Source organism: Sinobacterium caligoides (assembly GCF_003752585.1).
In the GTDB taxonomy this organism is placed as follows: Bacteria; Pseudomonadota; Gammaproteobacteria; order Pseudomonadales; family Sinobacteriaceae; genus Sinobacterium; species Sinobacterium caligoides.
The window spans coordinates 1-23,847 of the sequence record NZ_RKHR01000005.1; the positions used below are offsets into that span (position 1 = coordinate 1).

General features: G+C 45.5%; 12 protein-coding genes. 5 read left to right on the forward strand and 7 right to left on the reverse strand.

Annotated elements, in window-relative coordinates; all coding sequences use genetic code 11:
• On the forward strand, positions 1–3,095 hold a 3,095-nt coding region (locus tag EDC56_RS19620), incomplete at its 5' end, for a hypothetical protein (RefSeq protein ID WP_162844184.1).
• A gap of 122 nt (positions 3,096–3,217) precedes the next feature.
• The gene (locus tag EDC56_RS12470) at positions 3,218–3,820 is read left to right on the forward strand and encodes a YrbL family protein (protein ID WP_123712914.1); all 603 of its coding nucleotides are present in this window, start codon (positions 3,218–3,220) and stop codon (positions 3,818–3,820) included.
• A gap of 7 nt (positions 3,821–3,827) precedes the next feature.
• On the opposite strand, the gene EDC56_RS12475 is transcribed toward EDC56_RS12470, so the two are convergent.
• Positions 3,828–4,226, reverse strand: coding sequence for a periplasmic thioredoxin of cytochrome c-type biogenesis (locus EDC56_RS12475; protein ID WP_123712915.1), 399 nt, complete (start codon positions 4,224–4,226; stop codon positions 3,828–3,830).
• 193 nt (positions 4,227–4,419) lie between these two features.
• Here EDC56_RS12475 and EDC56_RS12480 point away from each other — a divergent pair, with 193 nt between their 5' ends.
• Genes EDC56_RS12480 through EDC56_RS12490 form a run of 3 tightly spaced genes read left to right on the forward strand, consistent with a single transcriptional unit; the run spans position 4,420 to position 6,605 of the window.
• Positions 4,420–5,205 carry an amino acid ABC transporter substrate-binding protein gene (locus EDC56_RS12480; protein ID WP_123713331.1) on the forward strand — a complete coding sequence of 262 codons (786 nt, stop codon included), beginning with the start codon at positions 4,420–4,422 and terminating at the stop codon, positions 5,203–5,205.
• Between the two features lies 1 nt (position 5,206).
• Positions 5,207–5,872: an amino acid ABC transporter permease gene (locus tag EDC56_RS12485; protein WP_123712916.1), complete on the forward strand. Its 666-nt coding sequence runs from the start codon at positions 5,207–5,209 to the stop codon at positions 5,870–5,872.
• Between the two features lies 1 nt (position 5,873).
• A complete protein-coding gene (locus tag EDC56_RS12490; RefSeq protein WP_123712917.1) occupies positions 5,874–6,605 on the forward strand; it encodes an amino acid ABC transporter ATP-binding protein in 732 nt (243 codons plus the stop codon).
• A 51-nt stretch (positions 6,606–6,656) separates the two neighbouring features.
• Here EDC56_RS12490 and EDC56_RS12495 read toward each other — a convergent pair whose 3' ends face one another.
• From EDC56_RS12495 to EDC56_RS12520, 6 genes are read right to left on the reverse strand one after another with little or no spacing between them, the layout of a single operon-like run.
• Positions 6,657–7,637: a PstS family phosphate ABC transporter substrate-binding protein gene (locus EDC56_RS12495; RefSeq protein ID WP_123712918.1), complete on the reverse strand. Its 981-nt coding sequence runs from the start codon at positions 7,635–7,637 to the stop codon at positions 6,657–6,659.
• Positions 7,631–8,254 (reverse strand): OmpA family protein, encoded by a 624-nt coding sequence (locus tag EDC56_RS12500; protein WP_123712919.1) that lies wholly within the window; start codon positions 8,252–8,254, stop codon positions 7,631–7,633. Before EDC56_RS12500 ends, EDC56_RS12495 begins: the two co-directional genes overlap by 7 nt.
• Positions 8,247–9,593: a TolC family outer membrane protein gene (locus tag EDC56_RS12505; protein WP_123712920.1), complete on the reverse strand. Its 1,347-nt coding sequence runs from the start codon at positions 9,591–9,593 to the stop codon at positions 8,247–8,249. Before EDC56_RS12505 ends, EDC56_RS12500 begins: the two co-directional genes overlap by 8 nt.
• 23 nt (positions 9,594–9,616) lie before the next feature.
• Positions 9,617–10,936, reverse strand: coding sequence for an HlyD family type I secretion periplasmic adaptor subunit (locus EDC56_RS12510; protein WP_123712921.1), 1,320 nt, complete (start codon positions 10,934–10,936; stop codon positions 9,617–9,619).
• Positions 10,937–13,066: a type I secretion system permease/ATPase gene (locus EDC56_RS12515; RefSeq protein ID WP_123712922.1), complete on the reverse strand. Its 2,130-nt coding sequence runs from the start codon at positions 13,064–13,066 to the stop codon at positions 10,937–10,939.
• The gene (locus tag EDC56_RS12520; protein WP_123712923.1) at positions 13,066–23,688 is read right to left on the reverse strand and encodes a T1SS-143 repeat domain-containing protein; all 10,623 of its coding nucleotides are present in this window, start codon (positions 23,686–23,688) and stop codon (positions 13,066–13,068) included. Before EDC56_RS12520 ends, EDC56_RS12515 begins: the two co-directional genes overlap by 1 nt.
• Positions 23,689–23,847 lie beyond the last annotated feature (159 nt).

Here is a 23,847-nt window from a genome sequence, read left to right on the forward strand (position 1 = left end):
CCGTCGCCGATATTAAATTTACTGGTTCCGGCAACTATGTGGGCAATGGTGAATTTGACAGCGTCGTCGATGAGTCTAATGGTAACTGGGATATTTCAAGCCTTAACACGTTAACGTCGGGTGGTCGTCAATTTTCAAATATCAATGACCTAACCACCGCCGGCAAGATTACTGAACAGGGTACGTTTGATTGGTCGTTTACCGGGTTTAATAAAGCAATAGCTGCCAATATCAACTTCCATAACATCACTGAGGTGATAACCGACGGAAGTATCACAAATGCCTCCTCTTCAGCAACGGAGGTCTTGGCTTCTGCAGCAGAGTTATTGGTATCAGGCATTACATTTATTGGCTCAGGTGATTATTCTGGCAGTGATGCTGGGGACTCGGTTATTGATCAAGCGGGTGAAAACTGGCAGGTTTTAGCTAATAGACAAGCAAAGTCTACTAATGATCGTCTCTTTGATGGAATATCTAGCATCAAGTCTATTGGTGATATTTTTAATTCAACAGGAGAGAGTCAGTTAGTTACAGTAAATGGTAGTCAATTAAACCTTGCAGGTATCGACTTCATAGACGGTGGCACGTATACAGGTAGTAATGAGCTCGATACAGTAGTTGACCTCGCGAATGGTGATTGGCATATCTTAGCTGATAACATGCTAAATAACTCTAATCGTCAATATAATAAGGTTCGCAGCGTACAAGGGCATGGAAAAGTTACGGAGTCCACGAAACATAATTGGCAAGTTGACGATGATAGTGCGAATGCTGCCGGGGTAAGCTTTATAGGTGCCGCTGAAATCAATACTGAAGGCGATATTACAAATATTGGTGCTCGTAGAGCTGTCAACGTTAATGGGGCGTCGTTACATATTGCCGATATAGAGTTTGTCGGAACTGGTAACTATATCGGTAGTTCAAGCTTTGACAGCGTCAATGATTTAGCAAACAACAATTGGCATATTCTTGGTGAAAAGCAAGCGAGAGATACAACACGAGAATTCCGAAATATAGATACCGTTTCAACATCAGGTGCTGTTACCGAAGAGTTGACACAGCAATGGGCGTTCACGGCAAATAATGCAGCGTCAGCAGCAGGTATTAACTTCAAAAAGGTATCTCATATAACAACTGAGGGTACAATAACAAATATGAGTGGCAGCCAAGCAAATGTCGTTTTAGACGGTGATAAATTAGCTGTTGCTGGTATTGAGTTTGTTGGTAGGGGGGCTTATTTCGGTAATAATTTTGAAAATTCATTTGATACTGTTACAGACTTAGCTCGAAATGATTGGGATATTACAGGTGATCGCAACATTTATAACGGAAATCGACAGCTGGATAACATTTCTCAGCTAACAAATGCTGGAAATGTGAACGATGTAAGGGGTAATGATTGGAGCGTTACTGATGATGGCGTTGCTAATGATCGATTTATTAACGTTGTAGATAGTGAGTCCATTGCTACTACGGGAGTCGTCTCAAATGCTACTGGCGAGTCTCAGATCGTTTCTATCGGTAGTGATGGTGATTTACGCTTTGCCTCCATGAGGTTTAAAAATGCCAGTCAATATGCCGGTGATGAAAACCAGCAGGATAGTATCGATGACCGGACAAATAGCTCTAACTGGCAAATAACAGGCTCTAAAAGCCTCAGTAATGGAGCGGTTGATTTTTCTGAGATAACAGCGCTTCGAGGGGCAAGCCAATTGGATGCTCGCCTAGGTGACGGTCGTTATTCATTGCAAAGTAATGGAGGCCTTAAGACCTCTGGTATTTACTTTGCTGATGTTGATAGCGTACTTGCTAATGTGATTGATCTTACGGCAACTGACGCATCAGAGATCTTTAACTTAAATGGATCTGGCTATAGCCTAAAGGTTGGTGAAATAGCATTTGATGGCTCTATTCGTTCAGTCGATGCGGCCGGAGGCTCTGATACAGTAATAAACCACCAACAAGTTGCTGAAAGAACCTGGTCTATTTTGGGCGATAATATTGTTAACGATGGGGCAGCTAGCTTTGCGAATATGGAGTCCATTGTTGATCATGCAGATAATATAACCGTCAGCTCTTCTTCGCTTGCTAACGACTTTGTGATTAACGCGCAAGGAGAGATAGAAGTTGCCAGAATGAACTTTAACCGCGGCGACAACCTTATCGGTAATGGCAATGCCCACTTGATATTGAAAGAGGAAGGCTCTACTTGGCGAAGCGTTGCTAAGAGTTCTAATGCATCATCGAGTGGACAGGCTGAGGGAGGAGGTCTTAGTCGCGATTCAGGTGTTCGACAGTACGGCGCTCAATCTTCAGGTCAATACCAAGATAGTGTAGGTAGCCGGCTTTTAGATGGATTTGTCCTCTATGAGGATCAGACTGCAATTTCGTCGCTCGATATCGATGGTGACATTGTTTATGCAAACAACATAGCTCAGTTTAATAATAGTAACCTTATATTGGGTAATTACATTGACGTTACGGCCACTGGTGATATGAGTGGTGTATTAACCGCTGACTCGGCAAAGTTAAACGCCAACTCTATTGAGCTAAATACTACCCTCAATAATATCAATGCAACAACTAACGGTGATTTATCTATCTCTGAGCTTGATAACCTGACCATTGAGTCTTTAATTAGCCAGAGTGGTAACGTCTATCTAACGTCAACCGAAGGTTCAATTTATGCGCTAGAACGATCTGACAGAGGTGCCCATATACAAGGTAATGCCGTTGACATTAGTGCTCAGTTTGGCCAGATAGGTGATATAGGAGGACAAACTATTGTCATCAATGCAGAGGGAGATGTGACATTCGTCGCCATTAGTTATGTTAACCCCATATTTACCGGAACGAGTTCAAAACTGAGTTCAGCCTCTCGCGGTGTAAAAATCGCCAACTTGAATGATGTACTATCCTCATCAGGAATAAGAAGCGCGGCAAACACTTTAGTCACTGACTTTGTGCAGCTAGACCCTGCAATATTTACCGATATCAAACCGTTTTCAGTGGCAGATTCCTCAATACTTACCCCCTCAGAAGAGGAGGAGCTACAAGCAGAATTACTAGAAGGAAATGAAAGTTATATCGAATAGTTGCTTTTACTTGATGTAAGTAAGGGTAATCGTTGATAATTATACAGATTTTCTGCGTTATGCGTTAATATGGGCCTTGGTGATTAATTCATCAGGGCTTTTTTTAGTATTTTGAGGTGGTAATGATAAGCATAGATAAAAGCTGCTTTATAGGTGCAGGGCTGCATCGACATGTCTACGTTCACCCCGACAACCCAGATTACTGCATAAAAATTGTAGTAAAAGGGGATGATAGCGAGTCTAAGCGTGAACAGTCTTATTATCGACATTTACAACATCGTGACATCAGCTGGAAGATGTTGCCACGCTTTATTGGTAATGAAGAAACAGACCTAGGTAATGGCGCAATCTTTGAGTTAGTTCGAGATGCGGACAGTAACATATCCCACACGCTGGAATATTATCTTAATTCACCTGAGTTAACTGCAGCAAACGCAACAGGTATTGTTCACGCATTGAGAGAGCTTGAGGAATACTTACTGTCTAATCGTGTAATTACAATGACGCTTAAGCCTAAAAATATCATGTACCAGCGGATCAGCAGTAACTCTGGTTGCCTCGTCATCATTGATAATATTGGCAACTCAGACTTATTGCCACTGGCTAATTATTGTAGGCCTATTGCAAAAATGAAGATTGCTAGAAAGTGGCAACGCTTTATTCAAAGTATGCGTACAGAATATGCTGACTCTCGACCACTGCAAGAGTGTCTCGACAGGTTATAGCAACAACTTAATTTGCCCTTAGTTTCTGTATGAATTTATCAGCTAGTTTCTTCATAGTATGTTCCTCAACTACCTCGACATAGGACTCGCTATCAGCGATACCGTTGATAAAAGCAACTGTACGTGGAAAGCCATGACCGCCTAACTTGGCAACAAAGCTACAGTGTTCTGGTGAAAGGTACTCATTCTTCTCGTGTTGTGCGAGTAGCTGTACTGTTAAGATAGACTCATCATTGAGTCGCTCGACAAAACCCGCCATAAGAGGGGCCTGCCTTTCAGTACAGTCAGTGCACCAGTCGGCTACAATGTTGAGAACAAAGCTATCCCTACGATCAATATGCTCTAGTATTACAGCCAAGTCTTTTTGGTAAGCGGGGAGGGACTCTTGCATCGTTTCGTGTCTCATGGTTTAGAACCAGTGAATTTAGCTGTTGTCTCAGCAACATTGATTTGATATAGATCAAGCGTGCTATATATAGCTCACTTTGCCACGTAATTTTATCGCATAAATTAATGAACTCGTACGAAATTGCTTTATAGCGCTGTCGATATACTATAAATTCGCACGTTTATTCGAATGCTTGTAAATGGGGAATATTATGCGACAGCTTTTCAAAGCGATAACTGTTTTGATTGTCACTATTGGTTTGTCGGCATGCTCACAGGAGTCTCCTGATGGGGCTACTAAAGGCAACCAAATTACTGTCGGCATGTCAGGTACCTATTTTCCCTTTACATTCAGTAAGAATGATCAGCTCCAAGGTTTCGAGGTGGATGTTTGGAAGGCTATTGGTATGCATCTAGGGCGTGAGGTTGACTTCGTTACTACGAATTTCTCTGGACTATTTGGCATGCTTGAAGCAGGGAAAATCGACACTATCTCTAATCAAATTACGGTAACGGATAAGCGCAAGGAGCAATTCTATTTTGCCACACCTTATGTTTATGACGGGGCACAATTGGTCGTCCACAAAGACAATAGCGAGATAAACAGCACCGATGACCTTTGTGGTAAGAAAGTAGCCGTTAATTTCGGCTCTAACTTTGCAGATATGCTTCGAAAATTAGACAACAGCAACTGTATAAATATTGTGACTTATGACGTCGGTATAGAGCAAGATGTTGTACTCGGTCGATCGGATGCCTTTGTAATGGACCGTACCTCAGCAGTGGCGCTTATCGAAGAGTCGGGGCTACCACTAAAACTTGCAGGCAACCCTTTTCAGGTACTAACTAACTCATTCCCTTTTGTTAAAGATGCTACTGGCCTAGCACTGCGTGACGAAGTTAATGGCGCCATTTCAGCACTTCGGGCTGATGGCACATTAACTACAATCTCAAACAAATGGTTTCACGAAGATATCACTCAGGCAGTAAAAAAATAGCATGCAATTCGATGTCAGCTATATGCTAGAGCTGTTTCCTACAGTCGCTAAGTACCTTCATGTGACGCTGAGTATGGCTGCCATTGCCACTTTAGCTGCTTTAACTATCGGTCTTGCTGTGGCGTTGGTCAAGGTGTTTAAGGTCCGCGGGCTCAGTCCGTTGTGCGACCTTTACTTGTCTTTTTTTCGTGGTACGCCTTTGTTGGTGCAGATGTTCCTGCTTTATTATGGCTTGCCGCAGTTACTGCCGGTCTTAAAGGGCCTGGATGCTTTTACGGCAGCAATTATTGCTTTAAGCCTGCACTTTGCTGCGTATATGGCGGAAAGTATGCGTGGTGCAATCATTAGCGTTGATGAAAATCAGATGGAGGCAGCGCTCAGCATTGGTATGAGCCAAGGGCAGGCGATGCGGCGTATTGTATTACCGCAAGCTACACGTGGGGCGATCCCTGCTTTAATGAACAATACGATTGACCTGTTAAAAAGTACGTCTTTAGCCTTTACCCTTGGTGTCGCTGAAATTATGGCGAAGGCTCAGATGGAAGCGGCAAGTAGCTTTAAGTTCTTCGAAAGTTTCCTCGTTGTTGCTTGTATATACTGGTTTCTTGTGGTCTTGATGGTACGAATTCAGTCATTACTTGAGAATAAACTTGGCGAGGCTTACTGAAGTGTTTAGTTTACGTGGTATTAGTAAGCAGTTCGGTGATCATAGCGTACTGAAGAATATCGATCTTGATATAGCCAGCGGCGAGATTGTGGTGCTGGTAGGAAGCTCAGGCACAGGTAAATCAACCTTATTAAGGTGTTGTAATCTGTTGGAGACACCAGACTCCGGCGTCATTCGTGTAGGCGATTTTCAGGTTGATGCTACGAATATTACTCGCCATGCTGCCATGCAGCTAAGAAGGCGCGCAGCCTTCGTCTTTCAGAACTACGGTTTATTTAAGAATAAGCGTGCGTTAGAAAATATCACCGAAGGACTGATTGTCGTTCAGGGTATGAAAAAAGAGGCTGCGAATGTTATTGGTAGAGAGGTGCTGGATAAAGTAGGGCTAAGCGATAGGGCAGATGCCTGGCCATCACAATTATCGGGCGGCCAACAACAACGGATTGGTATAGGAAGGGCGTTAGCTCAGAAGGGCGATATACTGATTATGGATGAACCAACTTCAGCTCTTGACCCAGAGTTAACCGTAGAAGTGCAGGAATTGATTAAGCTGCTTGCCAAAGAGCAGACGACGATGCTCATTACAACGCATGATATGGCGTTCGCGGCCCAAATCGCCAGCCGAATTGTTTTTATGGCTGACGGCGAGATTATCGAGCAAGGTAGCCCTGAGCAAATGATTAATCACGCAAAAGATAAAAGAGCACAACGATTTTTTCAGCATTATTGCTAAGTGTTAAACCCATTAAGACACGTATGGATGCTTCTCAATGGGTGTCATACTTTAGCGATAGCCTCCCTTTACTATTGGTTCTTGCATATGGATCTTTACACGCGTCTCGTCAACGATAAACTGAGGTAGTGCGACAAAGCCTTGCTCTTCAACGAGCTCTTGACCGTCGTCGCTAACGATGAAATTAACAAAATTCAGCTGGTTTTCAATCTGTTGTGAATTTAGTTTGCTGTCGGATAAATTAAGGTAAATATAAAAGACTTCAGAGAGAGGGTAGCGCCCAGATAGCGCATAAGACTGTGATAATGCTATTTGACGCCCTTCATTATCGATAATGACAAGCTGCTTTAAATCGTCTGAGTCGGCATTAAATCGGCCGTAGCCAATGGCATATTCATCATCATCTATTGCAGAGCTTAATTCATCGAAGTCATTAGCGTTTGATAGGTTAGCTGCAAAGTTACCATTACATAATAGATGCTCTTTCATGTAATGATTTAGTGGCGCTTCTGGCGGGAAGTTCACCGCGTTGATTGCGGCGTCTTCACCGCTATAGCCTTCTACTTCGCTCCATTGCGTCTTGTGGTTAATTTCACAGCTACCATCAGCGCCATAAATTGCGATGAGGTCGTTAAAAGTAATTGTTGAAAGAGGATTGTCTTCGTTAACATAGATTGCAGCAGCGTAAGCCGTTACGATTGCCGCAATCGGTTCTTTACCATGCTCAGCTTGAAATCGTGCCACCTCTTCGTCAGTCCATCGGCGCTCCATAATCCCCATTTGAACTTGGCCGTTGAGCATCTGTACTGGCACTTCGTCTGTTTCAACTGTTTCTACGCTAAATTGGGGGTATTGCGTTTGATAATGTTCGGCGAGGTAGGACATTAATTTCGAAGGGCCCGCTGCAGAGGCTAACACAATATGGCTTGCCTGTTTTTCTTCTGCGTTTATTACCGGTTTTGTGTTTGTGCAAGCTGTTAGTATTACGACTGATATTACTAGCAGAGTTTGGGTTGCTCTATTAATCACCATTTTTTGCCACCCTCATCTTGATGCTCCGTTGTATAAATTGTCCATGCTTCTTTCGGAGCAAGCTTATCACTGTAAATAAGCGCAACAGTGCGTCGCTGTCTCGACTTCAATGTTGATTTCACAATAGCTAACTGTTGAGTGAAATAATGCTCCGTAATTCTTTCTCTGCTTATCCCTGCTTTGGTGAGCGCATTAGTAATAGTCGCTGCACGTTTTCGTGCCAACCGATCATTATAGGCGAGTGAACCTTCTGAGCTTGTATCACCAATAAGCAAGACATTTGTCTTGGTATTTTCTTTAAGTTTATTGACGATAGTATCGACCATGCTGTGCTGATCAGGTCGTATATTATAGCGATCAAGGTTAAAGGCGACAGTGTAGTCGGCTACGCGTGGGACTAAGTGCCATTGTGAGCAGCCTACATTGTTTACATCCGAGGTCTTTGGCGTTTCGGTGCAAATATCTCGTTGGTTAACTACACCATCGTTGTCTGAGTCTCTAAGATCGGCATATTGAAGGCGGTCTACGTGATGTTCCGGAATGTCAGTGCAACCAGCTAGAATAACTAGAGCTGTGAGAGCAGAAGTTGCCAGCAGTGTGTGAGTAATTTTATCCATCTTCACGATCCTCAGGCTGTTGCCATTGCTCTGGATACTCTATGCGCAACCCGTAGATCAATAATCCCATCGCATTGATTATTCGGTATTCAGCATAAAGACGATCATAGTAGGCTGATAAATAATTTCTTCGAGCGAAGAACACCTCTATCTTCGCATCGAGTACATCGAGTAGGCTGCGCCTGCCAATATTGAACTGCTGCACATAACCTCCCTCGGCTTGTCGTGCAAAGTCAACATTCTGTTTTAGTAGTGACTCCTGCAGGATAAGGTTTTCACGCGCATTCCATGCGAGCTTCATCCCTTCAACGACCTGGCGCTCAGTATTTTGCCGTATACCAAGTGCTTGTTCATAATACCAACCTGCTGCCTGTGCTTCATATTTTCGTCGACCGCCATCGTAGAGGTCATAACTCAACTTCAGCATGATTCTGGCATCTTCATCACGCCCAGGAATGCCGCCAATATCATCGTTCTTGTTGGCAGTCAGCTCTAGTGAAAGTTCAGGGTAATAGTCACTTTTACTGCCGTTAAACTGCATTTGTGCGGCCTGTAAATCTGCTATTGACGACTTAATTTGTGGGTGTCTACTCCTTGCTTCCTTTAATGCTTCTTGTAACGTATTAGGCACAAGGTTTCTGTCTGGTATAGGCGCTGTAAGATTTTCTGGGGGTAGCCCGACGATGGTGTTGAATTGGGCACGTAAGTCATAATAATTATTTTTCGACGCGATCAGTGATGAGTTTGCCGAGGCAAGGCGTGCGCTGATTTGTGCAACATCTGACTGGCTACTCAACCCCTTATCAGAGCGCACCATAATATCGTTATAAACATCCTCATAATCTTTGACATTTTTTTCAGCTAGCTCGATCGTCGCCTTTGCCTTGATTAGCTCAATATAGAGATTACTGACCTCCAACGCGATATTTTCAGCTCTTGCTATTAGTGCCAATCTATCGGCTTCCGCCTCAGCGCTTAGGCGACTGACATTGTATCTTGTGTCAAAGCCATCAAATAGCATTTGCGAAATCGTTAGGCTTGCTTCTTTTCGGGTTAGGTCATGGTTTGGGTTAGCCGTCTCATCATCGTCACGGCGATTAAGTTTTTCACCAGACTGGTAATAGGTTTCCTCATAGCCTATGCCGGCATCGATTCTCACTTGCGGTTTATAGCTGTAACCTGCGCTGCTTGTTTTACGAACGGAGGCTTCAAACTGCGCATACTGTTGACTAATTTGGGGGTTAGTATCAATTGCAGCAGCAACAGATTGCTCAAGTGTAATCGCGCTAGCTTGCTGACAAGCTAGGTAAATCGTACTTATCAGGATTAGATTACGCATATCAGCTCCAGGTTTTCATTATCTCATTGCTCTCTTAGTGCATCAGCTCTCGCTCTTAGCAGAGGTTTTAGCCAGTAGCTCAGTACTGTTTTATTACCGGTTAAAATATTCACATCTGCTTGCATGCCGGGAATAATAGGGTGGCCATTTAGCGTGTTACTATTTGTCAGAATGTGGGCACGATAGTAGGGCTTACCTTCATCATCCTTCAGTACATCTGCGCTAATATAATCGACGATGCCCTTAAGGCCGCCGTAAATGACAAAATCATATGCTGAGAACTTCACAATAGACGCTAAGCCTTCTTTTACAAATGCAATGTCCTTCGGGGCTAGCTTAGTTTCAATAATCAATTGATCATCGATAGGCACAATTTCCATCATAGAGTCGCCAGGCTTGATGATGCCACCCAGTGATCGGATCGTGATATTCTTTACTGTGCCGCGAATAGGGGATCGGATTGTGGTTCGCTTCAATTGGTCAGCAACGGCAGTCTGAGTCTCTTTTAAAAGGGCAAGTTGGGCGCGAGTCTCGTCTAATTCTATTTGTACACGCGTTCTAAACTCTAAGGCAGTATTACGTCGTTCCATGATTGCCTGTGCTTTAGCTGCTTGTAGCTTACGTGTGGCCAGTTGTGTCGTTTGGATTTCACCGCGAATACGCACATCTTCCCGCTGTGATTTAAGCAATTCAATCTCCGCGACTGCGCCGGTACTGAGAGCGTCTCGAACCCAGCTTAATTCCTTCTGGTTGAGGGCTAAACTCTGCTTTAAGGTTGCGATAGCAGATCTATTTTCACTGAGGGCTTCCTCTTGCTGGCTAATTCTCTCACTACCTAACTGCAGTTGAGTAATTTGCTGCCTGATACGTACGTCATAACTCGCTTGTGCTTGCGCCATGGCTTCTTCACCACCCGCTACGGCCCTCAATGGTTGTCTTGATACGATAATGGTGTCGCGCCAATCAGGCGTATAATCACCGATTGTAATAGATTTTAGCTCTGCAATAAGCCTAGATTGTTTGGTGAGTAGTGTAATCCGTTGCTGTTCGGCTTCTTGAAACCCTGATCTGAAACGTGTGTCGTCGAGTATTGCTAAAATTTGATCACTTTCAACGAGCTCGCCGCCACTCACTAAAACCTGTCGTACAATTCCGCCCTCAAGGCTCTGAATCTTTTGTACGGCATTGCTTGGCACTACTTTGCCCTGACCGATAACCACCACATCAAGCTTGGCGAGAGCGGCCCAGGTAATGGTGCAGAGGACTAGCGCCGTGACTAACCAGACGACTTTCCTTGCGTGATAGGCAAGCTTAACTTGCTGCCAGTGTAGTTTTGTTGTCATTTATACAGGGTCTTTTGGTGTTAATGTAACTTTCTTGACGCGGTTACGATGGCTAATATCCGCTTTTCTAGGTTGATAGATATCGCGAACTATCTTGCCTTGCTCAAGCTGTATGACACGATCACAGATAGAGAGAATACTTTGTCGATGTGTGGCAATGATTGTCGTCGTTGTATTGGGGAGTTTTTTAAGCTGTTGTATAATATAGCCTTCCCCTTTCTCGTCGATAGATGATGTAGGCTCATCGAGCAATAGAAAGCTCGGTTGACGTAATAACGCCCGCGCTAGACCGACAGACTGCCTTTGCCCTCCTGATAGCGCCATGCCGCCTTCTCCGACATTGGTTTCTAGGCCGTTTTCCAACTGATCGATAAACAATACGACACCTGAACGAATTAACGCCTGTTTAAGGTTATCCTTTTCAATTTCACCTAAACCAAATGCCATGTTTTCAAGTATAGTGCCATATTGAAGAATAGGCTGTTGGGCTACCCAGCCGGTCTTTTTACGCAAAATATCGCAGGGCCACTGGTTGGCTTCGATACCATCAAAATAGATCTGCCCCTCGCTCGGACGGTATTGGTAAGCGAGTAGGGCAAGTAGTGTCGATTTTCCGGCGCCAGGCGGCCCCATCAGAGCCACACGTTCGCCTGAATTAACTTCTAAATCAATATGCTGAAGTACACTTGCCTTTTGGTTTGGGTACTTGAAACTGACATCTTTGAGCTGAACTTGTCCCTCAAAATCAGCGCGATTAATTTGCCGACTTACCTGGTTCTCCTGTGGCAAATTCATCACACTTTCGACGCTTTCTACAGCTGTTTTAGTCTGCTGATAACGCATCACCAGCATCGCTAACTGATTAATTGAGCTCGCTGTACGACCACTGAGCATAACAATGGCGATCAGTCCGCCCATGCTCAACAAACCTTCTGAAATACGATAGACACCGTAGATAATCAGCATGACGGTTACCAACTGCTGGCTCGAGGCTAGGCTATGACTTAGCGTGTTGGTTAATGATTTGGTGTTACTCTGCCAGTCTGCCAGTGCGCCTGTGGCGTGCTCCCAACGCCTTTGCAAAATGCCCTGCGCATTGTTTTGTTTTGCCTCTGCAATCACGCTCAAGCTTTCAAGGAGTTGTGCATGCCGGTGACAACTTAGTCTCGACGTTTCATCGAGGCTGGCCTTCATTTTCCTTTGTAGTAACAAGCTAAGCGTAATAAGAAATAGAATAATTGTTATAGGTACAAGCACCATGGGCCCGCCTAGCCAGCCAATGATAATAATAAATAACAGTGTAAACGGTAGATCGATAGCTGCAATGAGTGTTGCCGAGGTCAGGAAGTCACGAACGGAATCAAAGTCTTGCACTTGTTTAGAAAAGGCGCCCAATGACTCAGGCTTGTTCTCTAACTGCATGCCCATTACTTTGGCGAAAATACCTGATGACACTTCTGCATCGACATGTTTTCCAGCGATATCGGTCAGCGCTGTTCTCGCTTGTTTAAGGAACCAATCAAATAGTACCGCTATCCCTGCACCGATAGCTAAGACCCATAATGAGGCGAATGCTTGGTTAGGTACGACTCTGTCATAAACATTCATCGTGAATAGCGGGATGACGAGTGCCAATACATTAACGACGAATGAGGCAAGGATAAGGTCACGATACCAAGGTTTTGATTTCTCGAAAGCGCTCCGTAACCAATGCTTTTTCTTATATTGCTGTAACTGTTCAGATCTCGCATCTGATAGCTGAATGGGCGTCAACAAGTACAATGTGTCGGTGATAGACTTAGTAAGCTCGGATAAAGGCAGTGTTTTAGCTGTAAAGTCATCTACCGGCGATTCAGTTGTTACGTTATTACCGTTAACGCTAGTAATGATCAGTGCACGGTCTTCTTGCTCTTTCAAAGGGGCAATAAGGGGAAGGGGGGAGCGCTTAAGCTCGTTAATATTAATTTCACGGCAATCAAGGCGGGCTAAGGTTGCAGCGCGGGGAAGCAGCTCAAGGGTTAATACTTCCACACTTGTTGGTAAACCTTCAAGCAGACGCGAGCTATGCCCCTGGTAGCCAAAGTGCTCTGTCAGGCGCTGTAGGCAAAGTAACAAGTCTTTGGAGGGCATTACCCGCTCACTAACATCGTTTGGTCATCAATCATCTGTTGCAAGATCTCTGCTTCTGTCACAATGCTGGAGTCTCCACCGTAAAGCGCATCCTTGCTGATAGCGTTTAAATCTATTTGTTGGTTAATATCACCAAAGCTGTCCTTTAATTGAAGTATGGTCCCTCCAGCGCCATTGTCTACAAGATCAATTAAAGCATCGATTTTATTGATAGTAGAGACATCCTCACCACTAAAGAAATCGACCAGGTCGATGGTGTCGACATGGATATCAGTAGGGGACGTTTTCACCTCGAAGTCACTTATGCTATCCGTGGGCGGTATTACACTATCGCCATCACCAGCCTTAAAGACGAAACGGTCATCACCATTTCCCCCTGTCAGAGTGTCGCTACCAGTACCGCCAATAAGGATGTCGTCAGATAGCCCACCATCGATGGTGTCGTCGTCGCTACCGCCATCGACATGATCGCTGCCAATGCCGGATTGAATAGTATCGTTGCCGCCTTCAGCGGTGATGATATCTGCACCAATACCGGCTTGAATTACCTGGTCGTCGTCATTGCCATAGATACGATCAGCACTCGCCGTACCGACAATCGTTGCGGCCCCTGTATCAGGTACCTCGGCTATGATGACATCAATATTGATTGGATTACCGGTGGCAACTTCATCCGATAGCTCCGCAAAAGGCGTGATTTCTAATTGGTAACTACCGAAAAGGTCCGTTGCTCCCACGAGTTCGGCAGAAGCAATATCAGCCTCATCGACTTTCCAAGTATTGCCCTCTAATACGCCTCCCATAATTGTGTAGCCAGCTGGTACGCCGCTAATTTCAATACGACCAAGCTCTCCAGCTGCTGGATTGAGCTTGTTAAAAGACAACGCCAACGGCAGAGACTCACCCTCCAGGCCAGCGATACTATCAAAAGAAGCATCAACAGAAGGAGGGTCAACCCGTGGGTTAATGTTAATGGTCATAGAGTGATCGATAAAACCTCCAGTGTCAGACTTGTCGTCACTCAACACGGTGTTGCTATCCATCGAGCCAACGCGTACGTTGATGTCGAGCTGCCCTTGAGCAAAATGATTCGTGATAATTTGGATTGAGGCAAGGTCTTTAGTCGTCATCTCAAGCCGCGCACTGAATCGTGGGTCACTGCTTTCACCAAGGTCGATAAACAGTGCACTGCTGCCATCCGGGGCGACGATTTTATCGATGAAGTAGAACGCAGAACTATCAGACGAAGCCATAATATCAATGGCCACAACAGTAGTCTCATCCCCATCGCTATCATCATCAATCACACTCGCTGCAATCGGAATATCAATGATATCGCCTTCATTGACCACCATGTCATCAAAATTAGCAAAGCTTGTGCTGCCGTCAGCAACTGGGAGAACACCAATGGTTATTGGCTTAATCGTTGTTTTATAGTCCGTAGTGCCTTTCTCGTGATTCGTGACCTTAAGGCTGAGTTCGACATCACCGGAGTAGTTATTTGCAGGCTTAAATACCAAGCTATCAGCACGGTCCACATCAATTTTCCAACTGTATTGACCATCGCTCTGAATACCATTGTTATGTGCTGCTGTATAGCTACCGTCACTATTGTCATAGTAAAAAGTTGAATCGGCAGGTACGCCTTCAAATAATATAGTGATAGTTTCTGAGCTGCCTGGCGGTAATAATTCAGGGTTGATTTCATGGGTTTCGTTGTTATCGAAGAGGCTAATTTCTAGGTTATCAAGCGGAATGAATGTGTCCTCATTACCGATAAGGTCGCCTGTTTGGATAATTTTAACGATATCCGTCACAGGCTCTACATTAATAACGACCTCATCACTAAAGGCTTTAGTATCAGTATTGTCGCCAGCATAACCATTGGCGCGATCAATGATCGTTCCTTCAATTTGTAGTCGGAACTCACCGTCCATGTTGTACGGCGGTCTAAACCGAAGATTCGATAAAAGGCCCGGATCCAGCAAGGTATAGTTGCCGTTGCCATTATCGACAAGCTGGGACGTATCAACGCTTTGGGGCAGTGTTAGTAGGCCTTTGTAAAAATCAGGGAGTGTTAAGGTGATTGGAGCTGAGCTATCAAAGCTCTCAATACCCTCGTCAATTTGATTACTGTCCTCTGTGCGTAGATACAGACCCAGTTCAGTATCGCTATCCTCCTCAATAATAATGTTATCGGCAATTTCGACGAAAGATATGTCCAGTATTGGCAGTATCTCAACACGAAGCTGTTGGCTATCATCGACTAACGTATCACCGCTGGGGTCTGTGACAATGACCCTGACGGGAATTTCCATCGTACCGGCAAAATGCTCCTCTAGATGATGTAACTGCAAAGTAGGTAGGTCGCTTTCAGTAAAATACCAGGCAACGAGGTAGTCTCCTGAAGCATCATACTCCTCGACGACGCCGGGGCCGGCAATCACACCGCCATGAGGCACCTGGCTTGCTAGTATTCGAAATGAAACGGCATCATCATCTTTACCATCGCAGGCGCCGCTACTTATATCTGTGTTAAGGTGGCTACCGATATCAGTTGAATAGACATCTTCTTCACCATCAATAACTTCAGTGGGATCCACTAATAAATTGGGTGTACAGGCTTGCCCGTCATCTACAGCCTCGTTAAATCGGACATTAAGCTCGGTACTGATGACCTTACCATCGGTAAGGATGATCTCATTACCTAGAGAATTAACATGCCATGAAGGGGCTTGGTCGATTGCACGCGCTTCGACCTTGACGTCATAATCCCCTGTCACGCTCGAGGTGATGACTAAACCGTCGAGTACTTCAACCATCATGTCTTGGATCGTCGGACTTGTCAGAGTCCCAGCATCGATAAGCCACTCACCATCGCCTTTATGGATGGCGCCGTTAGGGTGGCTGACGAAGAAGTCTTCAAAATTTGGCAAGTCGATAGTGATATTGTCTAGCCATTCACTACCATCGATATCTGCTTCGTTAAACTGCACCCTACCTGTTAGGTCTACAGCGCCATTACTACTCACTACCGTTCCACCGGTGCTGACAAGTACTGTCGACTCTTCTACTCGAGGGTGGATGTCGATCAAAAAGCTAGAGTCAACGATTTGACTATCTATACGCCCAGTAACGGTGGCTGTATCGAGCACCTCATAATGAACGCCCCAATTAAACCGACCAGAGAAGTCTTGTTGAGGCTGGTATTGCACGCCAAGGTTAGTGAGTGTATTAATAACATCAGTCGAATAATCAGCTAAGTCCAGCCTGCCACTAGCATCGATGAAGACACTCAGACCATCGACAATAAACTCATCGCCGCTTTGTAAACCTGTTAATACAACGTTGACGAGCTGCTCCGAGCCATCACTATCGAGCAATGTTGGGCGCAAATCGATCACGCCGACTTGATCTTCAGTAAAGTGATGAAGAGCAGGGGCCTCAACACCACTTTCAACAACAGGCGTGATATCAATATTGACCGCAACATCGAAGGTCTTGCTATCACCATCAGGTTCGGTGATGACTTGCGTCAGGGTAAAGCTAAAGATGCCAGAAAAATCTGTCGTGGGCCGCAAATAAAGTGTTGCAAGGTCGGCAGGTGTCACTTGATAAACTGGCTGACCATCACTATCGAAACTGACCACATCCAGTATTGCTGGTACGCCACTCGCATCAGTAAATCTGGCGCCACCCGTAAGGCCTGAAAGTAAGATATTACTGAACTCTGAGCCATCAATGTCAGTGGTCGTCAACACCAAATTAAGCTGGATAAGCCCATCTTCAAGGGCAATATTATCAGCTGTATTGTTGATTGAAAAATTACCGGCACCATCGTCAATCAACTCCCAACCATTACCGGTTTCAAGCATTGGTTCGTCAACAACACCTTTTACTGTGATACGTACACTTTTGGTTTCACTACTGCTGCTGTCCGGTGAGGGGGAAAGCCCACCTTGAGCACTCTCATTGGCAATAGCGGTCACCTGCATGAAAAAATCAGTATTGTAAGAACTGATATCTTGAGCCGGACTGAGCATCGCTTTCCCGTCGATAAGATCCTGATAATCAACGATAACAGTCGTGTCTGGTAATACACTACCATCCACCACCACAGACCAACCGGCCGGGATAACCAGCTCTAGTGTTAATGACTCTGAGCCATCATGGTCGGTTAAGTTGCCATCAATGATCTGTTTCAAATCGATCAATTGATCTTCTAAAGTCTGGACATCTTTGACCTTCAGCCCCGGCTTATTTGCCACTGGCGTAATATTAACCTCAACGATAATCGGCGTTTCTGCCTCATCGAAATTATCTTTTTCTGTGCTAACGGCGAACAGATTAAACTCATAACTACCTGCGATGCTGTCAGTAGCGCCTGTGACTTGTAGTCTTGTGATATCAGAAGCACTGATTGTGTCGTCAACATCAAGTAGGTTACCGTCGAGGGTTAAATGTAGATTCTCATCAACAATACCTAGCCGATAGGAAATATCTTCAGATCCATCATTATCAATACTAATAGCAGCAATATTTAAGTTTTTAGCGTCTTCACTTTCGTCAATGTTGACGATATAACGCGTCACATTACCGTTGCTATCAAGAGTCGCACTGCCGTTATCCTGCCATTCAGGCAAGTCGGCGACGGATATCACACTGAGGTCAACATCACCGATGAATTCGCGGCTTCCTCCACCAATATCCATCGTATTAAGTGTAAACTCGATGATGTAATCAGCGTCAGGGGTTATCGCTGCCATCGTATCGTTGGCATTCGACATGTCCTCAGCAGGAATATAAATCAGATTACCGTTGGGCTTAACAACGCTATCACCTGGGCTGTAATCCAGTTGTGCGCCTGACAGAGTATAGGTGCCAGCCGTTGGCACAAGCTCCGTGCCATTGAGTAACAGCGTACCTCCATCTAGACTGTCTTCTGCGATAGTGATGCTTGTAACAACCTCACCGAGTTCTACATCGTCAGCAACAAAGCTCATATCAAGTAGAAACTGACTGTCTTCGAAGTTTTCAACACTGGTTGGCTGCACGATCACAAAGCCGTTATCTTTTATTTCAATGATGATATCGGCACTCGAGCGATCACCGTCTGCATCTTCTACAAAGTATGTTAGAAATGTGAGGTCGGTAACGAAAAAAGACTCAAAAACGCTAGTAACGAGCTCGTATTCACCATCTTCAAACACGGTGAACGTGCCAATAACATCGGGAGAGACGTTATTGGAGATCTCATAAAGCCAGCGCTTAGGAAGGCCAGGCTCTGGTGCTATTGCTATATCGTCATGTAGCAGATCAGTGATTCTCTCACCAGAATCAATACCAATATGGTCGTTGTCGAAAACATTCCCGGTTGTCGTCAGGCCTTCGACAACCTCAATTGTATCGGTACTTGCAATGGGAACATCATCTTCAATTGTGATTGTGATATTGGCAGGCGCAGAAGTATCAGCATCGGCGTCAATCGCTTGAATTACGATAGGAAAGCTCAAGCTTTGATCATTTCCCGTGCTAACAAGATGATCAAACGGACCAATTAGTGTCATTTCTGCTAGGCCATCAGCATCAATCGACAACGTGAAAACCGTATTGCCAGCTGCCGTTGCAGTATAGGTGTTTCCAGCAGAGGCTAGAGTGATTAGTTCCCCCGATGACGTCAGTGCAAGAGCGTCAAAGGCTGCGGTATCGACGCTATACGCATTAATATTGTCACTGTGGGCTTGCAGCTGAATCTCTGTTTGGCCGTATTCGCTGTTGAGTGCTGGGTCGCCAACTCCAATCTCTTCAACGATTATTGGTTCTGCATGGTTGAAAGCAGGGTCTTTGCCGTCAATTATAGTAAAGCTGACATTTTGACGTACTTCATCGCCATCGCTATCAATGACTTTTGCTGGGAATTCGACCTCAATGCTGTCCGATAGCAGGTGATCGATGGCACCTACAACTTCAGTCCTTACTTCTAACTGTTGAACTAAACCGGGCCGTACATTATCAAACGGTTCGTCAAGACTGCTAACGGAAACCTTAAGAACGTTCAAACCGGTAGCCGGGTTGTAGGCCGCAACGGTAGTTTGATCTACTAGTACACTGAGAAGTGATACACCATCCTGCTGCAGGGGGTTGCCATCAACATCGAGTATCTCACCACCGACGGTAAAATCGAAAAGCTCGGAAATGATTCGGTCGCTACCGGCCGCAACTGAAATCACAGTTGTCGCAGTACTCGTTACCCCTGCAGAACCGTCGGCCACAGGGTCCTCAGAGACCATAATAGTGCCGCTATCGAACGTAATCGTTGGCTCTGGACCGTCAAAAATTGTGATGTTGATATTAGCCTGAACCGCGTCATCATCATTGTCGATAACATAGATCGGAACACTCAGGCTGACGGAGTCATCAGCATCGATTTGATCTAACGAATTGACGAGGGAAAATTGATAATCAATAGTCGAGCCAGTGCTTGGAGTCGCAAGAATGCCGATTAAAAAAACGTCTTCCTCTATGCCGTTATCGCTATCTGTATAGTAGGCTCGCAGCGATAATCCGTCGCTAGAGATATCATACTCAACACTATAGCCATTCGAGGTTAACGTCTGAAACGTTGCAGAAGATAAGAAGCGAAGCTCAGCGATAGCATCACTACCGGTATCAATATCAATACTGCCGGTGCGGATAATCGGTGATAGGGGATCCCCCGTTTCTGTGACGGGCTCAGGCTCGACCGTTGAAATGCTGGGGTCTTGGCCATCGTTCACAACGAGCTCAGCCTGGCCAATAAGCAAGTCCGTGCCATCTGTATCGTCAGCCATAATCGGTAAAACGAGCGTAATTGTATTCAATAACGGGTGGTCGAGCGGCTGCAACAAATCTAACGTGAGATTTATGCTTGAGTCACCTGCGCTGTCGACGCTTGCAGCAGACATGACGATACTAAAGGCAGTATTTGCGAGGGTATTAATATAAGCATTAATGGTCAGGCCGTCAGCGCTCAAACTATAGCTAATCGATTCGTTCGAGCTGGTGAGGAGCATCGACTCTAAGCTAGTAACGACTGCAGGGTCGAAACGAACAGTGCTGTTGTCGACGTTATCCGAGCCTGCAATGGCTTTGAAGGTTAATTCGAGCTGTGAACTTACCCCGAGTAACGCCTCGGTGATTGAGCCAGTGCTATCTTCAATCTGCCCCTGAGCACCGTCTGCAATGGCTATATTACCGCTGCCTGTAGCAGGGTTGCCATCGGCATCGTACATTGAGTAATCAAAAGCGAGCGTTTGCGCTAAGTTGTGATCTAAGTTCCTATTGACATCGAACGACCAACCGCCATCGCTGCTGAAGGTGATTTCACCTTTGACGGTGGTAAATTGAGCTGCCCCTCCTGGGGCCACAACCTTGGTTGTATCTATTGTGCCATCGTCATTGGTATCAACACTGACGGAAAATAGCCGCGCAGGTTCGTGGATGGAGGTATTATGATCGAGTAAGTTGCCATTATTGTTTATTGCTTCAATCGCTTCAGCATCGTAGTCAGGAATAACAAAAGGTGGTGAGTCGTAAATCCTTATCTCTAACGCTGACAGAACAGTCTCAGTTGTTGCGTCCGGATCTGTTTGTGTCGTTTCAAGCCATAGTTGTGAAACTAGTGTGTCATTGCTGTATTCAGGTTGATCAACATTTCTATGAAGGCTAAGCACGACGCTCTTGTCTGCAGCGAGGATTTCTGCCGTTAACACTAACTCGTCTGTGGTGGTTCTCAGCTCTAAAAAAGTCTGCGAGATCATGTTGATGACAGTCGTCTCGCCAGCTGAAGTGATAGCTGTTAAGTCAGGCTGCTGCAGAGAAAAGGCATAATCATCGCTGTTATCGCTATCATCACCAGAAGTTCTAATCCTAACTGTTTTCGAAGGAACAACACCGAGTGCGCTACCGAACTCGTAGAGCTCTGCAATTTCAGGGAGTCTTAGTGCAGGAGTATCATCAATAGCGCTATTCCCCGCGCTATCGCTAATCTCGGCCGTTAGGCTCCATCTTGATCGAGCAAACAAGTCGGTTATAGCGACATTATCGACTTGCCAGTTACCAGAACTATCCGTGACGTTACCGATAAAGCGCTGTGTCGTGCCGAAAAAATCACTCACATCAACGGTAACTTGCGAGCCAATTTCGGCATCTGATGTTCCGTGAATACTCGTTGTTTCACCGTCTTTCAGCGTCTTGATGTCGACACCGTTGTTGATGGCAGCATCGACGCCAGTGACCGGTGTGACGATATCAATGGTAAGTTCAGTGTCTTTAATGATGCTGTCTGTGGCAGTGGCTGGGTTACCTGCAACATCAACGACCGTCGCTGTCGCGGTTAAATGATTACCCGATAACGCCGTATCATCTAAACCTGACACATCCACGCCAGAGACTAACCATGCTCCTCCGCTTATTACGGCAGAGTCAGTGATGTCTCTTGCAATCGTTCCATCAGAGATGACGACGGTCACTGTTTGCCCATCCTCGATGTCGCTGACCGTCCCAGAGACTGCAACGATGAACTGCTCTGATTGGTTGATGTAATTATCATCTTGAGCAAATTCTACGGTGATAGCCGCAAGGGTGTCCTTAAGGAAGGCCTCTTGGTAACGAGCGATATTGCCGGCAAGGTCACTACCGGAGGCAGAGAGCGTTAGCAAACCGTCGACGAGACTGCTGGTATTTGTTGTAAATTTCCAGCTACCGTCGGCGGCAACGACTGCCGTCAGGCCACTAATCGATGTGCCTGCGCTATCGGTTATCGTGGTTGTGATGACTTGATTCGCTTCGATCTCATGACTGGCGCCTAAGAACGTTGTTCCCGCTGCAGCCTCATCTTCAACTTTATTGATAACATCGTCGTCATAGCCCGGCTGCTCATCGATAATAGTAATATCATCAATGACGGCAAACGGGTCATAGAGGATCGAATGAGTCGCTGTCGCTGGGTTGCCCGCAACGTCTTGTGTGTTGGCAGTAACGCTTAGCACACCGGCTTGTAAGCTAGAGATGTTGAGTCCGGAAGCTGACCAGCTGTTAGTGTCCTGAATGGTGGCTGTTGCCGTATCAACTTGCCCTAAGTCGTCTTTGATTAAGATGTCGACGGGTTGGCCGCTATTGATGTCGAAGCTATCACCGAAGATTGTCGCGCTCAGGGCTTCTGTGGCATTGATGACATCATTGTCGTCAGCAACGTTTACGGTGATGTCTGCGGTTTGGTCTAGTGCTACAACGGTACTATCTGTCGCGTAATCGGCAAACTCGTTGGTCACGTCAGCTCGTGCTTTTAATTCTCCGTCGACCAGCGTTGAGACATCAATATGAGCAAACCAACGCCTGCCTGATACGATTATTTCTAATTGTTCGCTATTACCCTCAACATCGGTCACCGTTAGGGTAATTGGTAAGCCATCAGCAACGTTTAGTACGGCCCCTTTAAATATGGCGGTAGGAGATTCAAAACGATTGATGATGCCATCGTTACCGTCAAGTTCCGTTTCGTTTTGCTCGGCAACGATCGTAATGAAGGGCGTCGTTAATAGGTAAGCTTCGGTAGCGATTGATGCCGGATTGCCCGCCTGATCGACGGTACTCGCAGATAGCTTGAGAGTGCCGTCAGCCAGCGAGGTAAGACTAGCGTGCTCAACCTTCCAGTAACCATCTGCCTGTAACGTAGTCGTATAGTTAATGGCTGCACCCCGGCCATCGACAGTAGTGACGACCACCTCGGCGCCTAGCAGAACATGGTCAAACTGCCCCTTTAACGTGCAATTAGCTGCCTCTTCGGCATCGAGAATGTGATCTTTTCCGTCGCTGATCGTAATCTCGACACCTTCGGCTAACACATCCTTGATCGACTGATCCTGCGCTTGTACTGCGACATCAAAACTATCTGTCACTGTGGCTGTGGCAACCAAAGGTCCTTCTGCTAGACGGCTTAAATCGACACTATCCAGCTGCCAACGTGAGGCTAAGACTGTCGATTCAAACGCGAGTGATTGTCCTCGAATATCGGTAACGGATATGTGTACGTGTCGATCATCATCAATGTTTTGTGTACGGCCATATAGCCGCACGGCATCAATTTCAAAGCGATTAATGTAGCCCTCTAGGCCAATAGGGTAGTCATTATCATCGATGACGATACTAACCATCGCACCGTCACGGTGGTGCCACTTGCTAGAAACTGTTTCTTCTATTGAAGAGCCTGGGTAATTAGCTTTCTCTTGATGGCTCGTACTAAAGCCTGACTCTGCGATAGTGACAGCGGCATCACGCTTGAGCTCATAGAAGTATTCTCGGCCTTCATTCGAGAGTGGGGAGTCTGATTCTTGGCTTGAGGGAGTTAGTTCTTCCTGCCTTTGCGTGCTTTTGACCAAGGGGAGTATGGGGTGTTTGATGCCTTCGATGATGATGCTAATACGGCCATCGTCAGATTGAATAATGTCTTCGTTTGAAAGCTGATGGATGACCACATCTGGTGTGAGCAAAGGTGTGTCTATAGGGATTAAACTCCCGTCGGGGAGTAAAAGCCAAATTTGGCCATCTATCTCGACATAGATAATGCCATTATTATCAGTCATTAAGCGCGTCCTTAATCGTCATATAATGACCAGCGGTCCAACCGATATATAGGCAGCATTGCCTATCTAGGCATCACAGTGTGCTTCTAACAATCAAAAGCGAGTGATATGAAATTGTTACTGTTCATGCAGTAACGCTCCTCCAGCCTGAACCGAAAG